This window comes from Pseudalkalibacillus sp. JSM 102089 (assembly GCF_041366475.1).
GTDB classification, from domain to species: Bacteria; Bacillota; Bacilli; order Bacillales; family Guptibacillaceae; genus Guptibacillus; species Guptibacillus hwajinpoensis_B.
In genome coordinates, this window is the sequence record NZ_JBEWYW010000015.1 from 1 (window position 1) to 18,684 (window position 18,684).

Annotated in this window: 19 protein-coding genes; 16 read left to right on the plus strand and 3 right to left on the minus strand. The window is 39.7% G+C overall.

The genetic code is table 11. The features are described from left to right. Positions 1-4: 4 nt before the first annotated feature. Positions 5-85, plus strand: coding sequence for an IS3 family transposase (locus ABVF21_RS20355; protein ID WP_371018277.1), 81 nt, complete (start codon positions 5-7; stop codon positions 83-85). 39 nt (positions 86-124) lie between these two features. Here ABVF21_RS20355 and ABVF21_RS20360 read toward each other — a convergent pair whose 3' ends face one another. Further along, positions 125-1,462 carry an alanine/glycine:cation symporter family protein gene (locus ABVF21_RS20360; RefSeq protein ID WP_371018857.1) on the minus strand — a complete coding sequence of 446 codons (1,338 nt, stop codon included), beginning with the start codon at positions 1,460-1,462 and terminating at the stop codon, positions 125-127. A 194-nt stretch (positions 1,463-1,656) separates the two neighbouring features. Between ABVF21_RS20360 and ABVF21_RS20365 the strand changes: the two genes are divergently transcribed. From ABVF21_RS20365 to ABVF21_RS20400, 8 genes are all read left to right on the plus strand, one after another. Then, positions 1,657-2,424, plus strand: a complete 768-nt coding sequence (locus ABVF21_RS20365; RefSeq protein ID WP_371018858.1) for an SDR family NAD(P)-dependent oxidoreductase — start codon at positions 1,657-1,659, stop codon at positions 2,422-2,424. Between the two features lie 414 nt (positions 2,425-2,838). Next, positions 2,839-4,767: an endonuclease MutS2 gene (locus ABVF21_RS20370; protein WP_303535250.1), complete on the plus strand. Its 1,929-nt coding sequence runs from the start codon at positions 2,839-2,841 to the stop codon at positions 4,765-4,767. A 132-nt stretch (positions 4,768-4,899) separates the two neighbouring features. Then, on the plus strand, positions 4,900-5,271 hold the full coding sequence (locus ABVF21_RS20375; RefSeq protein ID WP_371018859.1) for a VOC family protein: 372 nt from the start codon (positions 4,900-4,902) through the stop codon (positions 5,269-5,271). A gap of 229 nt (positions 5,272-5,500) precedes the next feature. Continuing rightward, positions 5,501-5,968 carry a divergent PAP2 family protein gene (locus ABVF21_RS20380; protein WP_194218855.1) on the plus strand — a complete coding sequence of 156 codons (468 nt, stop codon included), beginning with the start codon at positions 5,501-5,503 and terminating at the stop codon, positions 5,966-5,968. A gap of 261 nt (positions 5,969-6,229) precedes the next feature. Continuing rightward, a complete protein-coding gene (locus tag ABVF21_RS20385) occupies positions 6,230-7,333 on the plus strand; it encodes an NADH:flavin oxidoreductase (protein WP_303535253.1) in 1,104 nt (367 codons plus the stop codon). Positions 7,334-7,519: 186 nt separating this feature from the next. Beyond that, positions 7,520-8,569: a GGDEF domain-containing protein gene (locus ABVF21_RS20390; protein WP_303535254.1), complete on the plus strand. Its 1,050-nt coding sequence runs from the start codon at positions 7,520-7,522 to the stop codon at positions 8,567-8,569. An 82-nt stretch (positions 8,570-8,651) separates the two neighbouring features. Further along, on the plus strand, positions 8,652-9,290 hold the full coding sequence (locus tag ABVF21_RS20395; protein WP_371018860.1) for an SDR family oxidoreductase: 639 nt from the start codon (positions 8,652-8,654) through the stop codon (positions 9,288-9,290). A 209-nt stretch (positions 9,291-9,499) separates the two neighbouring features. Beyond that, entirely contained in the window at positions 9,500-10,909 is a 1,410-nt protein-coding gene (locus tag ABVF21_RS20400; RefSeq protein WP_303535256.1) for an alanine/glycine:cation symporter family protein, read from the plus strand. Positions 10,910-10,985: 76 nt separating this feature from the next. Here ABVF21_RS20400 and ABVF21_RS20405 read toward each other — a convergent pair whose 3' ends face one another. Continuing rightward, on the minus strand, positions 10,986-11,954 hold the full coding sequence (locus tag ABVF21_RS20405; protein ID WP_303535257.1) for a class F sortase: 969 nt from the start codon (positions 11,952-11,954) through the stop codon (positions 10,986-10,988). A 187-nt stretch (positions 11,955-12,141) separates the two neighbouring features. Between ABVF21_RS20405 and ABVF21_RS20410 the strand changes: the two genes are divergently transcribed. From ABVF21_RS20410 to ABVF21_RS20430, 5 genes are read left to right on the plus strand one after another with little or no spacing between them, the layout of a single operon-like run. Beyond that, on the plus strand, positions 12,142-12,912 hold the full coding sequence (locus ABVF21_RS20410; protein WP_303535259.1) for a hypothetical protein: 771 nt from the start codon (positions 12,142-12,144) through the stop codon (positions 12,910-12,912). Between the two features lie 3 nt (positions 12,913-12,915). Then, on the plus strand, positions 12,916-13,296 hold the full coding sequence (locus ABVF21_RS20415) for a GntR family transcriptional regulator (protein WP_303535260.1): 381 nt from the start codon (positions 12,916-12,918) through the stop codon (positions 13,294-13,296). Beyond that, a complete protein-coding gene (locus ABVF21_RS20420; RefSeq protein WP_303535262.1) occupies positions 13,293-13,991 on the plus strand; it encodes an ABC transporter ATP-binding protein in 699 nt (232 codons plus the stop codon). Before ABVF21_RS20415 ends, ABVF21_RS20420 begins: the two co-directional genes overlap by 4 nt. A gap of 1 nt (position 13,992) precedes the next feature. Then, complete coding sequence (locus ABVF21_RS20425; RefSeq protein WP_303535264.1) at positions 13,993-14,919, plus strand: ABC transporter ATP-binding protein; 927 nt, start codon at positions 13,993-13,995, stop codon at positions 14,917-14,919. A 1-nt stretch (position 14,920) separates the two neighbouring features. Next, entirely contained in the window at positions 14,921-15,862 is a 942-nt protein-coding gene (locus ABVF21_RS20430) for an ABC transporter permease (protein WP_242057283.1), read from the plus strand. An 11-nt stretch (positions 15,863-15,873) separates the two neighbouring features. Here ABVF21_RS20430 and ABVF21_RS20435 read toward each other — a convergent pair whose 3' ends face one another. Beyond that, positions 15,874-16,773, minus strand: coding sequence for a DUF4349 domain-containing protein (locus ABVF21_RS20435; RefSeq protein ID WP_371018861.1), 900 nt, complete (start codon positions 16,771-16,773; stop codon positions 15,874-15,876). Positions 16,774-16,945: 172 nt separating this feature from the next. On the opposite strand from ABVF21_RS20435, the gene ABVF21_RS20440 reads away from it, so the two are divergent. Both ABVF21_RS20440 and ABVF21_RS20445 read left to right on the plus strand, forming a co-directional pair. After that, positions 16,946-18,031: a mechanosensitive ion channel family protein gene (locus ABVF21_RS20440; RefSeq protein WP_371018862.1), complete on the plus strand. Its 1,086-nt coding sequence runs from the start codon at positions 16,946-16,948 to the stop codon at positions 18,029-18,031. A gap of 103 nt (positions 18,032-18,134) precedes the next feature. After that, entirely contained in the window at positions 18,135-18,665 is a 531-nt protein-coding gene (locus tag ABVF21_RS20445; protein ID WP_371018863.1) for a hypothetical protein, read from the plus strand. The last annotated feature ends 19 nt before the right edge of the window (positions 18,666-18,684 follow it).

Genomic DNA, 18,684 nt, shown 5'->3' on the forward strand with positions numbered 1-18,684 from the left:
ATACATACGATTTTACAATCACCAAAGATTTCAAAAGAAATTAAACAACCTGAGCCCCTATAAGTATAGAGCTCAGGCTGCTTAAAAATGCTTTTTAATTCCTGTCTACTTGACAGGGGTCACTTCATGAATGGGCTTCTCTCTTTTCTTCCTTCACTTTCTCCAGGAAGCGTTTTGTCTCAGCGACAACAACTCCTGAAAGACCGAGAAGTCCAATCAAGTTTGGTAGTGCCATTAAGCCATTGAAAATATCAGCTAGAAGCCAAACAACGTTTAGTTTTAATGTTGTTCCGACAAAAACAGCCAATACGAAAACGAGACGATAATATTTAATTGATGCGTCTCCAAAAAGATAAGAGAAGCATTTTTCGCCATAGTAGGACCATCCGAGAACAGTTGAATAAGCAAATAAAATAAGTCCAATTGTAACGATAAGTGCTCCAGGAACACCCAGGAATTTCTCGAACGTCGCTGTCGTTAAGGCTGCTCCGTTCAAATCTCCACCATAGAGATCACCCATAACGAGCGCGATTCCAGTGATGGAACAGACAACAATCGTATCAATGAACACCTGTGTCATAGAGACAAGTGCTTGACGTCCTGGGTAATCGGTTTTAGCGGCAGCCGCCGCAATTGGCGCAGAGCCAAGTCCAGCTTCATTCGAAAATACCCCACGTGCAACACCATAACGGATTACGGCACCAATGGCACCACCAGCAGCAGCTTCACCTGTAAAAGCGTCTGAGAAGATAAGGGAAACAGCTGCAGGAACAAGACTAAGATTCATAAAGATCACGACTAATCCACCAATAACATAAAATAAGGCCATAACTGGAACAAAGTAAGCCGTCACTTTACCGATGCTTTTAATTCCACCGAGAATAACCATTCCAGTAAAGAACATTAGGACAAGTCCAGTAATCCACGGAGCTACCCCGAAAGTAGCGACAGCGTCTGCTACCGAGTTGGACTGTACCATATTTCCGATTCCAAAAGCTGCGAAAGCACCAAAAAAGGCAAAAATCATCCCAAGCCACTTCATATTAAGTCCTTTATCAAGGTAGTACATCGGCCCACCGGACATTTCACCATTTGAATTCACTGAACGGTACTTAACAGCAAGGATTGCCTCAGCATATTTCGTTGCCATTCCAAAGAGAGCACTGATCCACATCCAGAGAACGGCACCAGGTCCACCAACAAATACAGCCGTTGCGACACCGGCAATGTTTCCTGTTCCGATCGTAGCGGCAAGTGCCGTCATCAAAGCCTGGAAGTGAGAGATATCCCCTTCTGCGTTTTTATCTTGTTTCTTTGAGAAGGCTTGCTTCAACGCATATGGAAGCATGGTAAACTGGAGAAACCCAAGGCGAATAGTGAGGTAAATACCCGTTCCCACAAGTAGGACGAGCAGAGGCCACCCCCATACAAATCCACTAATGTTATTTAATGCTGCTTCCAATAAGAACTCCTCCTTTATGTATCTTAATACTAAATATTCTAACAAATTACCGCAATTACCTTTCAAATACAAAATAATTTTTTTAGGATGCTGTCGAATAATGACAAACAAGGTTTTTACATCATCTTTGAAGCACTCTAATGGATGGAAATAAGAATATTTTGTATGGTAGATAAAGTAGAGGAGGATGTTAGATGCAGTATTTTGATTTCACAAATAATGTGGCCGTCGTTACAGGTGGAGGCAGAGGCATTGGCAAAACAATTGCACGTGCTCTATCCGAAGCGGGAGCTACTGTCGCCATTGTTGGTAGAACAAAACAAGTTCTTGAAGATACAGCAAAAGAAATAAGTAAGGAAACAAATAGATCAGTCGTTGCATTTGTAGGAGATGTCACGAATGAGGAAAGCATTCAGCAAATCATAAGTGACATTCATGAAAGCATAGGGACAATTAACATTCTCGTTAATAATGCTGGGAAAACTGTTCGAAAAACAATTGAAGATCTTGAAGCGGATGAATGGGACGATGTGATGGAAACGAACGTGAAATCAGTATATATGATGACTAGAGCAGTTCTCCCTGATTTAAAAGAAGGCGAAGGATCTAGGATTATTAACATTGCATCGATGGCAAGTGAAGTTGGACTTCCTTTTTCCACCCCATATGGTCCAAGTAAAGCGGCTGTAGTGCAATTAACAAAACAGTTATCCCAGGAACTCTCCCCACTCGGGATCACTGTTAATGCGATAAGTCCTGGCTTTATTAAAACGCCGTTTAACGAAAAAGCATTAGAGAATCCTATTCTTCTTAATAAAATCAACGGAAGTAATCCGATGCATCGAGTTGGTCGGTTAGATGAATTGATTCCAGCCTTTTTATCTCTTGCATCACCGTATGCGAGCTATACGACCGGACAAAATATTGTTATTGATGGCGGAACGACTTCACATGCTTTCTAAAAAGCAACTTGAAAGAACAACGATTCCCATTTATAATAAATGTAACCTGAAAAGTAAAAGGGGCAAATTTTATGTTATCGGTGATTCTTAACTAACGTAATTTTATAGATGGATTGGCTTTTAAAGTAGCATGTATTCTATGCTTATTTAAATATGCCTTCTGTCAATTTAGTTAAGAACACAGAAAAGCTCAAGAATGACAACAACCATTCCAGCTGCGCTCTGTGCGCAGCTTTTTGTATGCTTTTTAAGCATGGGGGAATGGGGGTCGTCTACCCCTTTATAGAAGAGCTACGAATGAACCTGTGTTCATTCGTAGCTCTTTTTTTGTTGGAAAGGAAGTGACATGTATGTTAATTGAATGGAAGTTTTACTTAAGATGCGCGAACATATATGAATCGAGGAGGAAGAACATTGAACCAACAAACTATGGTAACACTTGAATTTGATAAAATTCGAAGCGAAGTAGCTCACTATGCCCTTTCAGAAGAAGCAAAAAGTGAGATCCTGAAAATGAAGCCGTTGCATGATAAAGAGGTTGTGCAAAATCGATTAAATGAAACGACAGAGGCGAAAGAAATTATTAAGAAAAGCTCAAGCGTCCCTCTTCATGGACTTCATGGCATTATCCAGGTGATGAAACAATTAAACAAAGGTGTTCCTTTACGGGCAGATCAGCTGATAACTGTGCTGGATTTAATCGAAAGCGGCCGGAAACTGAAGCAGTTTATGACGGGGAAAGAATGGCTGGCCCCTACAATTTCAACTTATATCTATTCTCTTTATGAGATTACGGATCTTGAAGAAGAATTGAAACGAGCAATCAGAAATGGTGAAATTAATGATGCAGCGAGTAAGGAACTTGGGAGAATTAGAAAGAAAATAACCGTTTATGAAGAACGGGTGAAAGAAAAACTGAATCATCTTCTGCGTTCATCTTCGAAACGAAAAGCACTGCAGGATACGATTATCAGCGATCGAAATGGCCACTATGTTGTCGCTGTGAAGAAAGAATATCGGAAACAAATAAAAGGAACCGTTCATGACCAATCATCAAGCGGTTCGACTGTTTATATTGAACCTGAAGAAGTTCGGAAAGTTCAAATGGAATTAAATGAAGTAAAGGCAGATGAATACTTGGAGGAACAACGAATTCTAAGCAGACTAACAGGAGAGGTGGAGCGATATGCGCAAGAGATCTCAATCAATATTGAAACAATGACACACTACGATTATATTTTTGCAAAAGCGAAATATAGTGTAGCGATTGAGGGCAATCAAGTTAAGCTATCAAGTGAGCCAATACTTGAGTTACAAAATGGTCGTCATCCTTTGTTAGCAAAAAACCCTGTTCCGCTAACCCTTGAACTTGGGAAAGATTATAAAGGTTTAGTGATTACTGGACCAAATACAGGTGGAAAAACCGTAGCCATTAAAACAGTAGGTCTTCTTGCGATGATGGTTCAATGTGGCTTACACATTCCGGCTGATGAGTCTTCTGTGTTTGGCATGTTTGGGACCATTCTCGTCGATATTGGAGATGGCCAGAGTATTGAACAATCGCTAAGTACTTTCTCTTCAAGAATGTCGAATATCATTACTATTTTGCAAGATGCTGGGCCTGATGCTCTTGTCATTCTAGATGAACTAGGTTCAGGTACAGACCCTGGTGAAGGGATGGGCATTGCCGTATCCATTTTAGAACAATTGAATCGCCTTGGAGCAACAATTCTTTCCACGACCCACTATAGTGAGATGAAGAATTTTGCATCTACTCATCCTGATTTCGAAAATGGGTCCATGGAGTTTGATCCTGAATCATTGCGACCAACCTTTAAGCTTTGCATAGGCATACCAGGTGAAAGTCAAGCATTTGCAATTGCGCTCAGGCTTGGCATGCATCCGAAGATTATTGAGCGTGCTCATGAAATTACGTATCAGGAGAAGGTAACTTACAATAAGGAAACTGATAAAAAGTACCATTGGCACTATGAACAACAGCTCCAAAGTAAAAAAGTTGAAAAACCTCGCAGCCAACAGAAGGTACAGGTCGAAAAGCACTTCGATCAGTATGAAATTGGTGACAGCGTAGCGATACCTTCTATGAAAGAAAAGGGCATCGTTTATAAACCTATTGATGAGTTCGGGAATGTGATTGTCATGGTAGATGGTAAGAAAGAGACCATTCATGTAAAGCGCTTAAAACTACTCTTGCCTGCTAGCGAGCTTTATCCGGAGAATTATGATTTTGATATCCTATTTGAAACTGTTGAGAACAGAAAGAAAAAGAAATTGATGAATCGCAAACATGTAGATGGGTTGAGAATTGATTATGAAGAGTAGTGGAAAGCGTAGAAAAAATTCTAGTTTGGAATCATTCTATAAGTAACGTTATCTTAATCCACTTAAAAGAAGGGAGGAAAGGAGGTAATAGAGAAGAATCTTTTATAGCAACGATAATGAGGAGGTATGAATATGAATTTAGGAGCTTTTTCTGTAAGTTTAAATGTAAAGGATATCCAAGCCTCAAAGCATTTTTACGAAAAATTAGGTTTTCAGTCGTTTGGAGGAGATATCTCTCAAAATTGGCTCATTATGAAGAATGGCAGTACGGTCATTGGCCTGTTTCAAGGGATGTTTGAAAAAAATATTCTAACGTTTAATCCAGGTTGGGATGAGAACGCTGAAAATCTTGAAGTGTTTACAGATATTCGAACACTTCAAAAGCAGCTAAAAGAAAACGGAGTGAATTTTCTTTCTGAAGCGGATGAATCAAGCGAAGGGCCAACGAGTTTTACAATAGAAGACCCTGATGGCAATCCCATTCTTGTTGATCAGCATAGATGAGATCGAGAAGCGATTGTATCAGCTACTAAAGATTTCTTTGATTGCATGAAAGAAATCTGAAGGTGAACAGGGGAAACTATTTTATTATCAGTGAAAAGTGAATTGAATGTAAGTGGGGTCTATTTCCTGAAAAACAATTTCTCTGCGTAAAATTCCTTCCTAAAGGGTAATGCATCTAATAGAACATTCTGCTCAGGCAGAAAAGATGGCAAAGTGGAGGATGAGAGAGATGCAAAAAATGAACAGAGGAATTTTAACAGCAGTTTCCTCAATTGCGATTGCTCAGGGTTTGAAGATCCTAACTCATAAGGTGTTAAAAGGAGAATGGGATGTGAAGCAAGTTGCGACAACCGGTGGAATGCCTAGTTCGCATTCAGCTGGTGTTGCAGCCCTTACTTCTTACATTGCATCAAATAAAGGATCTCGTCATACAGAAACAGCTCTCGCTACTATTTTCGGTGTGATTGTTATGTACGATGCTCAGGGGGTTAGGCGTCATACAGGAGAAATTGCTGCTCTAGTAAACGATCTAGAGGATAATTTAGCGACGATCTCTGGAGATTACCCTAGCATGGAATTTGTGGAAAGGGAAAAAGAGTTGAAAGAGCTCCTTGGACATCAACCTGTTGAGGTCCTCGGTGGAGCCATACTTGGGGCAGCTTTAGGCTTTCTTTCAGCTAAATATGAGAATAAGTAGTAGAGAGAGGAAATCATAGGCGCTTCGCCTATGATTTTTTTCGTAAATTGGCAGATCGCGGAAATAATCACAAAATCGCGGATATCTTTCAGTTATCGCGGAAAAAAACGATTTTTCGCGGAAATATCCTAAGTATCGCGGAATTAATAGCTTTCTACAGGATTCATCGGATCACCAGCACATTACATAAACAGATTTCTTTCTTTTGGAGAATGGTTTTGAAATAATAATGAATGCAAACAGGTTAGAGGAGGAAATAAATTGACACAAACAACCAAAACAACTGAAGCGTTATTTAGAACGTTCAATAGTGAAAAATTATCTTTAGAAAATCGCACAGTTATGGCGCCAATGACTAGAGGGTTTTCACCAGGAAATGTACCAGGTGAAGATGTGGCAGCTTATTATCGACGTAGAGCAGAAAATGGCGTGGGGCTAATAGTAACAGAAGGAACTGGGATTAACCATCCTTCATCGGTTTCAGGTGCGAGCATTCCTGTCTTTCATGGTGAAGAAGCACTAGCAGGCTGGGGAAATGTTGTGAAAGAAGTTCATGAAGCAGGCGGTAAAATTGCACCTCAGCTTTGGCATGTTGGGATGACTCGAAAAATGGGCGAACTGCCAAACGAAGAAGCACAACCAGTTGGTCCTTCAGGTCTAGCTCTATCTGGTGAGAAGGTAAACGAGCCTTTGACAACAGAAGAAGTGGAACAGCTAGTTGAAGCCTATGCAGATGCAGCAGCAGATGCGAAGCGACTTGGTTTTGATGCGATTGAACTTCACGGAGCACATGGTTATTTGATCGACCAATTTTTCTATGAGCAGACAAATAAACGGACTGACCGCTATGGCGGCGATCTTGTAGGGAGAACTCAATTTGCTGTAGAAATTATCGAATCCTGCCGTCGTAAAGTGGGGCCAGACTTCCCGATTATTTTCCGTTTTTCTCAATGGAAAATGAACGATTTTAAAGCGAAGCTTGCGACTACATCTGAGGAATTAGAACAGTTCCTAACACCGCTCGTTGAAGCTGGAGTAGATATCTTCCACTGCTCAACACGTCGTTTCTGGGAGCCTGAATTTGAAGGTTCCGAATTGAATCTAGCTGGTTGGACGAAGAAACTAACTGGTAAACCGGTTATTTCAGTAGGCTCAGTCGGACTAGATGGAGAATTTACAAGCTTTGCTGGAGCAAATACGACAAGTCTTGATGGTTTGATTGAAAAGCTTGATAGTGAAGAGTTTGATCTTGTAGCAATTGGTCGCTCGTTATTAATGGACCCTGAATGGGTAAGCAAAGTACGTGATGGCCGCGCAGATGATTTATTACCATTTGATAAAGAAGCTCTCCAAAAATTATACTAAATAAGAGAAGTGGTCATAATTTGACTGCTTATAATAAAACCAAGTATTTCTCTAGAAAGAGGGATACTTGGTTTTATTCATAATACATAAATAATGTTCTATTATTTTCCATAAAATGCTAAGATAGGTGTAAAATCTGTAAGTAAGAATGAATAAAAAATAACCATTATGGAAGTGAAACGGCAGATGCAATCTTTATTAGCGAACTTTTCCATCTTATTATTTATGCACCTATGCATCCAAAGCGCATACTATCTCGCTTTTCAGAAGCGGTGGCCCAGTCAGGTTGTCGCTGTCGCCCACATATTCATTGTGGCAATCGGTATTATTTGCCTTTATATGTTGCCGGTATCGTTAGACGGGTATCTATATGATTTACGAACCATTCCAATGGTGATACTAGTTCTGTACCATGGGTATCAATATGGCATACCCGTGCTTATAATGATTACACTAGCTCGCTTCGCCTTTCCAGGTGACTTTATTTACTTGGAGATCTTTTTCACCTTATTAATCCCAACAGTAGTAACAATGCTAGTGCGACAGAAGCTTTTTCGAAACCTCACATATTTGAAGCTGTTTTTTTATTTTGTTGGCATCTGGTTTATTTCAGATGCGATCGTTGGCTATATTATTTCAGAAGATATCACGCTCTATTCTTATTTAATGCGATTTATCTCCTTTCAGCTATCTGCCCTAATTATGTATTTCTTTATTCAAATGAGCACTAATAATCTTGAGATGAGCAAGCAGCTTCGCTTTTATGCTGAACACGACTCTCTGACCGGACTACTTAATCTGAGAAGTTTTCTAAAGAAAGCGAAAGCTCATGAGACTCATTTGATAAAAATGGTAGCCATGCTTGATCTAGATTTTTTTAAGCAAGTTAATGATAAATATGGTCATCTTAACGGGGATCGCGTCTTGGCTGATTTTGCCATGTTCCTTTCAGATCAAGGCGATAATTGGCTTGTTGCACGATACGGAGGAGAAGAGTTTATTGTGATGCTTGAAGCATCAACGAAAGAGGAGGCATATCATCGGATGAAGGATTTGCAGCACAATTTAAGTAAGCAGCGATTTATGACCGAGATGGGAGACGAAATAAAGAATGTTTCTGTTTCAATCGGATTGGCTGAACTTGATCTTGAAAAACCGTTAATGGCATCCGTTGAACAAGCAGACAAGTCTCTTTACAGAGCGAAGAAAAATGGTCGAAACGAAGTATGCTTTTAGCATTTTGCACATTCGTTGGTTTAAAAAGGTGAATTTGCGGAATATAACAAGTGTTAAGGTTTTTAAAGGAGGACGAATTGTCATGAAAGTACTCGTTATTGGAGCAAACGGACAAGTAGGAACACATTTAATTACAAAATTAGCAGAACGCGGTCACGAACCAGTTGGTATGATTCGCGATACAGACCAAGTTAAGGCGATTGAAGATGCAGGAGGTAAAACGGTGCTTGGCGATCTTGAAAAAGATTTCTCACAAGCGCTGTACGGCTGTGAAGCGGTTATCTTCGCTGCAGGTTCAGGACCGCATACTGGCGCAGATAAAACCATTATGATTGACCAGGAAGGTGCGATTAAAGCAGTTGATGAAGCGAAGCAACAAGGAATTAAACGCTTTGTCATGCTAAGTACTGTTGGATCTGATTATCCTGAAAAAGGTCCAGATAATATGAAGCCATATTTACATGCGAAGAAACGTGCCGATGAGCACTTGAAAGCAACGAACTTAACTTATACTATTCTTCGTCCAGGTCGTCTATCAAATGAGCCTGGAACAGGACAAATCAGGGCAGCCGAAACGCTTGAAGATAAATCTGGTGAAATACCACGTGAAGATGTAGCTGCTGTACTTACTGAAGCCTTGGAGAACAAGTATACGTTTAACCGAACATTTGAAGTTTTGAACGGCGATCAATCGATAAGTGATGCCATTGGTCAATTGTAAGAGCAGTTATTTAGAGAGACTTAACTTATGTTAAGTCTCTCTTTTACGTTGGAGAAAGTTACTAATTGAATTTCTTAATAGGCTATAGTAAAAATTGAATAGTGACTATTTCCCCAAATTTAAAGGTGGGAATTGCGCTTCAAGCTTACAAATGATAATGTGGTAAAGGTCAGTGCATGAAAGCGTTAACACAAAGGAGTAGAGAGAGAATGAACATCTTAGATTGGCTAGAGAAAATTAATGGAGTTCTTTGGGGAGCACCAAGCCTAATTTTATTATTTGGGACAGGTGTCTTTCTCACATTTATTCTGAAAGGACTGCAGTTTCGAAAGCTGGGATATGCTTTCAAATTAGCATTCTCAAAAGAAAAAGAAGAGGATAGCAGTGCTGAAGGTGACGTTAGTAACTATAAAGCTCTGATGACAGCACTAGCTGCCACGATAGGAAATGGTAATATTGCAGGAGTTGCTACAGCGATTACAATTGGGGGTCCAGGTGCGATTTTCTGGATGTGGATTGTAGGTCTTGTTGGAATGGCAACGAAGTATGGAGAAGCTTTGCTTGCGATGAAATATCGTGTGAAGAATGATAACGGAGAGTATGCCGGAGGGCCGATGTATTATGTCGAAAAGGGATTGGGGTCTAAATGGAAGTGGCTCGCTATTTCGTTCGCTTTATTTGGAGCGATTGCCTCACTCGGAATCGGGAATAGCGTACAATCAAATACAATCGCAAGTGTTGTTGATGAAAGCTTCCAAATTGATGGTTGGATAACTGGGGTTGTCCTTGCTGCACTTACTTCGCTTATCATCTTTGGTGGTGTAAAGCGAATTAGTTCTGTTGCAGGTTTCTTTGTTCCGATTATGGCGGTTCTCTACGTAGTTGGTGCACTCATTATTATTGTCATTAACATAGATGCCGTTATCCCAGCTATGAAGCTGATTTTTACATATGCCTTTTCACCTATATCGGCGGTAGGAGGATTTTCGGGTGTTATCGTAATGGAAGCTGTAAAATCAGGGGTTTCCAAAGGAATTTTCTCGAACGAAGCAGGACTTGGTACGGCTGCCCTTATTGCTGGTAATGCGAAAGCCGATCATCCAGTGAAACAGGCTCTCGTAGCCATGACCGGTACATTTATTGTAACGATCATTGTTTGTACAATGACAGCTCTTGTGCTCCTTATTACAGGATTTTGGGACCCAACAGGAGGAGACCTTTCGGGAATCGTGCATGATCCGAATTTAGAAGCGGGTGCTTTGACAACGGCAGCATTCGGTTCAAGTTTAGGTTTGATTGGGGAATATATTGTGACATTCTCTGTCATTTTCTTTGGGTTCTCGACCATTCTTGGTTGGTATGTATATGGTTATAAATGCTTTGAATACCTTGTTGGTACGAAAGTAACGATTTATTATGGAGCAGTATATGTTTTGGCATGCTTTGTTGGTACGGTTGCGAATCTAACTACTGTTTGGGCTTTTGCGGATATGGCAAATGCTCTGATGATGATTCCAAACTTAATTGCGTTATTATTACTTTATAAAGTCATTCGAAGCGAAACAGATGATTATTTTAATCGTTATCTTGTAGAATCTCAAATGAAAAAAGCGAGTTAATCATTTGAGGTATAGAGACATTTTCTTCTTTAAATGAAAGAAAAGCGCAGCTGGAAAACATCCAGCCGCGCTTTTCTTATTTTTCAGGAGTTATTTTTTTAGATGGAGCTGATTCGTTACCAAATATATTTACAGAAGTTACATAGTATGAGGAGGTTGAAGCATCGGGATCTGAGAAGCTCTTACGTTCAAGGTTAGAAATGCTCTCAATTTGCTTATAAACACCGTATGCGTCAGCTTTGTAAATGCGGTATCCTACAACATTTTCGTCGCGCACAGCATGCCATGATAAGAAGTTCCCATTAACGCTAAGGTTTGTTGGAGCATCTGGAACTTCGTTAGGATCTGCTTCTTCCTTCTCTTTACTCGGATCTTTCTTTAACTCTGTAGAAACAACAAGTCTCTCCTCATGTGTTCCTTTTGAGCGATTAAATGTACCAACACACGTAATAAGATTCAACGTGCGTGAATCAGTTGGTCCGAATATTTTTTCGATAGGGGAATCGTTGTAAGGGTATCGTTCTTTACCAGTGACAACGAACGTCATTTTTTCCCCCTCTTTATCAGTCAAAATGATTTCGTCACCTTTTGAAAGCTTTTCAAGATAAAAGAAAATGGCCGGTCCTGTTTTACTATCGACGTGCCCGGCTAAGACAGCATTTCCTTTTGTTCCTGGTTTAAAGCCAGGTTCAAACCAACCAACTTTGTTGATGTCTTCAGGAACACCCATTTGTCCATTTTCTAATATGCCGACATTTTCAACGGGAGCTTTAACATCAATTGCAGGAATTTCTACTTGTACAGGCGCCATTCCCTCTTGAACGTTTTGGGATTCTTTGGCTTCTTCGATTTTATTCTTCTGATCATCTAGAAGAAGAAATTCGTCTGATAGCACATCAGGTTTCTCTATCTCTTCTACCTCTAACTCAGCGTTCGTTTGTTCTTGTTCAACGGCTGTATTCGTTACGGGTTCAGCATAGTTGTTGTACCCTGCGAGAACGAGCCAAATAATCGCACCAACTACGAGCAATAAGACTTTTTTCACGTTCTTCACCTCTTTTATTTAACTTATATCTTAGCGTTTTTTATTGACTATACTCTTACATAGCTAACGAAATCAATGTTCATGTGGATCATTTTTTTATGAAATTGAAAATAAAAAATGTTGACCACCCCAAAGTACTGGTGTACTATGTAACTAATACACTAACACGTTAAGGGGGAACTTTATCATGAAGAATTGGAGTGGGTTACTACGAAAGGAATTTCGTCTCTCAAGAACCCTTCTATTAGGCGTTACAGCGTTTGATTTGCTAGTAATGATTGGATTTTTTCTTGCCTCTGCAAGATGGGAAGTCCCTTATTTAACAGCTATTATCGGAGCCGTACTAACGGCTATGCACGTCTTCTTTTTGCCACTATATTTATTAATTAGCTTGAACACTGAAGGGAGGAACCTACACCTCTGGCTACACAATCCACAATCAGGAGCTCGTTTACTCGGGGCTAAATTGCTAAATGGGTTATTAGCATTACTGCTTTCTATTGGTATTATCAGTAGTTTATCTCTTCTAGCTTATAATCTCGAACCGAGCCTAATTCAACTTCCAATTGATAACGTGTGGCTGTTCGGATTTTATTTTCTCACCGTTATTATTACAGGATCGGTCTACATGGGGATTTGGCTAATCTTCTATTGGACTTTGTATCAAGTACTGAAAACGTATATAGGCAAGTGGGCGCTTCTTCTTATTCTCTTAATCGTTGGTTTTATTAGTTGGTTTGGTTCATGGTTGAGTGGGACTCGTCTTTATGAAGTAATGATTGAGTGGGGGTATGTCGAGCTACCGTCACCGTTAAATATGGAGGTTAGTCAGCAGGCATTTGAATTAACCGTTTCAACATTTCCGTTTGCAATTGGGAATGTAATATTTGATTTCATTACTATCGTCCTTGTTTTCATGATGACATGCTGGCTACTTGATCGAAAAGTGGAGGTGTAAGGGATGGGAGAAGATTTTAATCCCTCAAAGCCGATTTACCTGCAGCTAGTGGACCGCATTAGCTGGGAGATTATTAAAGGGGAACGAAAAACTGGTGAAAAACTTCCTTCTGTAAGAGAAATGGCCATTCAATCAGGAGTAAATCCAAATACAGTGTCGAGAACCTACAATGAACTGGAGAGGATGGAGATTGTGGAAACGAAACGAGGGCAAGGGACGTTTGTAACGGAGCAAAAAGAAAGACTGACCGAACTTCGAGAACAGCTCAAGATTAACCACATCCAGAATTTCATTGATGAAATGAAGCAAATGGGATTTTCCTCGGAAGATATGATTGAAGGTATTCGAACTTATGTTACGAATGAAAAGGAGAATCAATCATGATTACATTCGAAAACGTGTCTAAACGGTATCTTAGAAAACAAGCTCTATCGGATGTGAACGTGAGAATTCCTGAAGGAAAAATCATTGGCCTTGTTGGCTCCAATGGTAGTGGGAAATCTACTTTCATGAAGATAATCGCAGGTCTTGTAGTGCCAAGTGAAGGCAAAGTAATGCTTAATGAAGAAAAGGTTTCGAGGCGTTCGGCAAAAAAAGTTGCTTATTTATCAGAGTTAGACGCTTACTATTCATTCTTCACAGTGAAAGAGACAATCCGCTTTTTTGCAAGTCAATTTAGCGATTTTAATCTTGAAAAAGCTCACGATATTGTTAAATTTATGGAAGTGAATCAGGATCAAAAGGTGAAGCATTTATCTAAAGGAAATCGTGGGAGATTGAAGATTGCTCTTACCCTTGCGAGAGATGTACCTATTATTCTGATGGATGAGCCGTTATCAGGTCTTGATCCGATGGTGCGAGATTCAATTGTGAAGAGCTTACTTTCTTTTATCGACTTAGAAAAACAAACGGTGATCATCACAACACATGAAGTAACGGAAATCGAACCATTGCTTGAAACGGTTATTGCGATTCGAAATGGTAAGGTTCTCGCGCTCGAAGATGTTGAAACCATTCGCGAGCGAGATCGTATGAGAATAGTGGAGTGGTTGAAAAAGTTGTATCAAGAGGAGGAATAAAATGGCTGTAAAACCAGTTGTTCAGATTCAAGATTTAACAAAAGTAATTGGAAAGAACACAATCATTGATCAACTTTCATTTGATGTATACCCAGGTGAAGTGTTTGGTTTTCTGGGGCCGAATGGAGCAGGAAAAACAACAACAATTCGGATGATGGTTGGGCTAATGAGAATGACGGAAGGCGAAGTTCTCATTGATGGAAGCAGTATTAAAACAGATTACGAGAATGCGATTGTAAAAGTAGGAGCGATTGTTGAAAATCCTGAAATGTACAAATTTTTGACTGGGTACCAAAACCTTGTCCATTATGCTCGAATGGTCAAAGGTGTTTCAAAAGAACGCATTCAAGAAGTCATTCAATTGGTTGGACTCCAAGGTCGTATCAATGAAAAAGTGAAGGGATACTCCCTTGGGATGCGACAGCGTCTTGGACTTGCCCAGGCACTGCTTCACCGACCTAAGCTACTTATTCTAGACGAGCCAACAAACGGACTAGACCCCGCAGGTATTCGAGAAATCAGACAATATTTACGAACACTTGCAAGAGAAGAAAATGTTGCTGTAGTTGTTTCTAGTCATTTATTATCCGAAATCGAACTCATGTGTGATCGAATTGGCATTATTCAGGCCGGAAAAATGGTCGATGTGCAGCGAGTGAATGACTTTGTTCAAAATGATCACGCCGTTATGGTTTCATTTGAAGTCGATCCAGTAGAACACGCGGTTCACGCTGTTAAAGCAAATTTCCCTGATTGTGAGATGGAAAAATCGGAGCGTAAGTTGACGATTAAAATAGAACATGAGCTTATTCCAGAGGTAACAGCTGTTCTCGTGGAAAAGGGCGTCCGCGTATACGGTATTCAATCCTCTGTGAAAACGTTAGAAGATGTGTTCTTAGAAGTAACTGGGGGTGAGCAAGTTGTCTAGTATGTTACATTTAATACAAAATGAAAACATGAAGATTTATAGAAGAGTTGGAACGTGGGTGATGATCGGACTTGTGGTGGCAGCCGTACTTGTAGCAGGCATTTTTACTAATATGAATGCAAGTGATGAGACTACGAACTGGCGCACTGATTCTGAAAATGCGATCCAACAGGCAGAACAAACGCTAAAAGATTCAGAGGGAATGCCCAAAGCCTTTAAAGACAGTCAGGAACGTTCTATTGCGATAAATGAATATCGGTTAGAGAATGATATTCCCCCTTTAGAAAGTGATTCAATATGGAGTTTTATGGATAGTTCAACTGGCATTGTGAGTTTAATTTCCATCTTTACGATCATTATCGGCGCAGGTGTTATAGCGAGTGAATATTCGTGGGGAACCATTAAGTTATTGTTGATCAGACCTGCTTCACGCACGAAAATTCTTGCTTCTAAATTTATTTCAACGCTATTATTTGCGCTGTTTTCTCTCGTCATCTTATACATTTCTTCTTTTATTATCGGCGGGTTATTCCTCGGTTTTAGTGCAGTCGATCAACCATACCTAACTTATTCAGGTGGGGAAGTGGCCGAAACGAGTATGGCCATTCATTATATTGTTGAATATGCACTTGCCAGTGTGAATTTGCTTATGATGGTAACATTTGCTTTCATGCTATCGAGTATCTTTAGAAGTTCCTCTCTTGCGATTGGATTAGCTATATTCCTTATGTTTACAGGGAGCCAACTTACTTTTATTCTTAGTCAATACGATTGGGTGAAGTATATCCTCTTTGCCAATACGGACTTAAGTGTTTATTTCGATGGTTCACCTATAATTGAAAGTATGACGCTCGGTTTCTCGTTGACCATGCTTCTCGTCTACTTTGTTTTGTTCTTGTCATTGTCATGGCTACTATTCACGAAACGTGATGTAGCATCATAAGGAAAACCCGATCAGGTATGCTGATCGGCTTTTTGATTCTTCTTTTTTCGCTTTCTATACAAGAAAAATAATCCTATAAGAATGAGCGGGACCAAAATAGGTGAGAGACCAATCAAGAGTACAGCCGCTGTGGAGAAAAAGGAAAGGAGCCCATTTACAGTTGTCATTAGCAGTTTTTTTGCCTCTGTTAGCGTTTGAAATTCATTCTTATCTATAGAAGGAACAATAATTTTCTGCTGTTCGAGTGAAACTGTAACAGTCGAATATTCACTTTGGTTATTGAGGTAATTTATTTGACCTTTTAGCTGTTCGACCTCTTCCTGTACACGGGAAAGCTCATTAAATATAGCTAACAGATCTTCTGTTTTGGTTGCTTCATTAAGAAATGCTTCCAGTCTTTTTTGAATAGCTTCCTTTGCTTTCAGTCTTGAGGTAAGATCAACGTAGTTCTCGGTGACATCGGTTCCGGATATCGATTTTTGAGGAGTCCCTTTTCCAAGACCTTCAACTTCATCGAGATAAGAGTCAAATTCAGGTTGGGGTATGCGTACGGTCATTGATCCAAAAAGAGAATCTTCTTCTGAAGCAGTACTTTCTTCGACAACATAACCTTTATAAGTTCTAGTTAGATCTTTGATTTTGTCAGTAGCCTTAGGTAAATCTTCAACTGTTAAGGAAAGGTTTGCATTGAAGATTACCTTGCGCTCTTGCTGTAAGGCAGGCATTTCTGATTTTTCTATAGAAGACGAATTTTTTTCTTTTTCTCTTTCATTTCCTCCTTGGTTTTCATCTGTGGATTGATCAGTTGAAGTAGCTATATCGCTACTTTCATTTGAAAAGTTTCCATTATTAGAACTACATCCTGCTAGTAAAAGAATTGATGTACAGATAAGAAGGATCCATCTTCTCATAAGTTTGTCCCCGCTTCGTTTTTATTTTTAGCTATGTTAGCTTAAATTTTTGTTATCTCGATTTTTGGTGCGTTTAGAAGTTTCTCAATGAATTAGACGGTTTAAGACCTGCGGAGGTTACAATTTCCGTGATATGATAAAGGATAAATGAATAAATAAGGGGTTGCCTTTTGTGCATTCAATTTTAGAAAATGCGAACATTATGGACATAGTCATTACAATTTCTGTAATACTAGGTCTATTCCTGATTCGATTTCTGATCAAATTATGGCTGACAAAACGAGACAAAGAGGAGAATTACCCAAACGGTATTCGCCCAGCTTTCCTCTCATTTATAAATTGGACAACAGGGTATGCCATCCTGCTATTTGTTTTATTTTATTTTTCCGATAACAGTTGGATGTTTAGCCAATTATTTGCAATTGGTAGTGTTGAAATCTCGTTGTTTCTTGTATTAATTGCACTATTTATCATTACTCTTGCAAATCGATTTTCAAAGATTGCAACTTCCTTTCTTATGCCACCGCTTTATGATCGATACAGCCTGGATACAGGTTTGCAATTTACGTTCAATCGTGTTTTTCATTACACATTGATGGTGATAGCGGTCGTTATTAGTTTAACAACAGTCGGGATTGATCTAAGTGCTTTAACGGTCTTTGCAGGAATACTTGGGGTCGGAATCGGTTTTGGAATGCAGAACATCGCAAATAACTTTATTTCTGGTTTGATTATTTTATTTGAAAGACCAATTAAAGTAGGTGATCGAGTGATCATAAACGATGTTATTGGAGACGTTGAAAAAATTAATATGCGTGCCACGATTATTCGAACGCTAGACAATGAACGGATTATTATGCCAAATTCGTATTTTATCGAAGAGCAGGTTGTGAACCACTCATATGGAGACTCAAGATTGCGCCTCGTTTTACCAATAGGAGTGGCATACGGTTCAGATGTGGAGCTTGTGAGATCGCTATTGCTCCAAGTAGCTGTGGAAGAAAAAGAGAATTCAATGTATGTGCTTGAAACTCCTCCTCCTTTTGTGAATTTCCTTGGTTTTGGTGATTCATCACTTGATTTTCAACTATTTATTTGGATCTCGTCACCAAAAGCAGCGGTAGAAACAAAGAGTAATTTAAACTTCCGCATCAACCGGATCCTTGCAGATCACAACGTAGAGATACCATTTCCACAGCGTGATTTGCATGTACGTAGTTTGGATGCTAAAGTGATCGACCAATTAAAAAAGAGATAAAGCAAACTCACATCATTTTCACATCATTCTTACAAATTTCTTCGTAAGTTGTTGTCCATAATAGGTATTGTAAGAACATACCTATGAAGGGAGATTGATGAAGATGAACAAATGGATGATTGGTGTTGCCTCTATGGTTTTAGCTGGGGGGATAGCTGGAGCAAATGTTAATGCAGCAGATGACGAGTCAACTGAAATAGAAGAGCAGACAGTAGGGCAAACCCAGGAGATGGCAGGTCCTAAAGGACATCATGGAAAAAGAGGTCACTTCGAAGACCGCTCTCTAGATCGCGAACTGAAAATGGAAACTGCTGAGAAAAAAGATCAATTAATTAACCTCCTGCTTGATCAAGATGCTTCAAGTGTTGAAGGCGTCGATGAGCTTCAGAAAGAGCTTGCGGATCTAAACTCACAGCTTGGTGCGATGCATGATGAAGCCCAGGCTGCTCATGAAGAGAGAGAGTCTAAGAAGCAGGAACTTGAAGAAAGTGGAGAGCGTCCAGAGTTAACCGACGAAGAGAAAGCCGCAAGAGAAGAAATGCATGAAGAGATGGAAGCCAAGCGAGAGCAGGCTCAAGAAATTGTGAAACAAAAAAATGATATACTTGATCAGCTGATTGAAAAACTTAGCTAGTCTTAGTGAGAGATAGGGG

Coding starts and splice junctions, on each gene's coding strand:
- ABVF21_RS20365 (WP_371018858.1), top strand. CDS start 1,657: ATGCAGTATTTTGATTTCACAAATAATGTGGCCGTCGTTACAGGTGGA.
- ABVF21_RS20375 (WP_371018859.1), top strand. CDS start 4,900: ATGAATTTAGGAGCTTTTTCTGTAAGTTTAAATGTAAAGGATATCCAA.
- ABVF21_RS20380 (WP_194218855.1), top strand. CDS start 5,501: ATGCAAAAAATGAACAGAGGAATTTTAACAGCAGTTTCCTCAATTGCG.
- ABVF21_RS20390 (WP_303535254.1), top strand. CDS start 7,520: ATGCAATCTTTATTAGCGAACTTTTCCATCTTATTATTTATGCACCTA.
- ABVF21_RS20395 (WP_371018860.1), top strand. CDS start 8,652: ATGAAAGTACTCGTTATTGGAGCAAACGGACAAGTAGGAACACATTTA.
- ABVF21_RS20400 (WP_303535256.1), top strand. CDS start 9,500: ATGAACATCTTAGATTGGCTAGAGAAAATTAATGGAGTTCTTTGGGGA.
- ABVF21_RS20410 (WP_303535259.1), top strand. CDS start 12,142: ATGAAGAATTGGAGTGGGTTACTACGAAAGGAATTTCGTCTCTCAAGA.
- ABVF21_RS20415 (WP_303535260.1), top strand. CDS start 12,916: ATGGGAGAAGATTTTAATCCCTCAAAGCCGATTTACCTGCAGCTAGTG.
- ABVF21_RS20420 (WP_303535262.1), top strand. CDS start 13,293: ATGATTACATTCGAAAACGTGTCTAAACGGTATCTTAGAAAACAAGCT.
- ABVF21_RS20425 (WP_303535264.1), top strand. CDS start 13,993: ATGGCTGTAAAACCAGTTGTTCAGATTCAAGATTTAACAAAAGTAATT.
- ABVF21_RS20430 (WP_242057283.1), top strand. CDS start 14,921: ATGTTACATTTAATACAAAATGAAAACATGAAGATTTATAGAAGAGTT.
- ABVF21_RS20435 (WP_371018861.1), bottom strand. CDS start 16,773: ATGAGAAGATGGATCCTTCTTATCTGTACATCAATTCTTTTACTAGCA.
- ABVF21_RS20445 (WP_371018863.1), top strand. CDS start 18,135: ATGAACAAATGGATGATTGGTGTTGCCTCTATGGTTTTAGCTGGGGGG.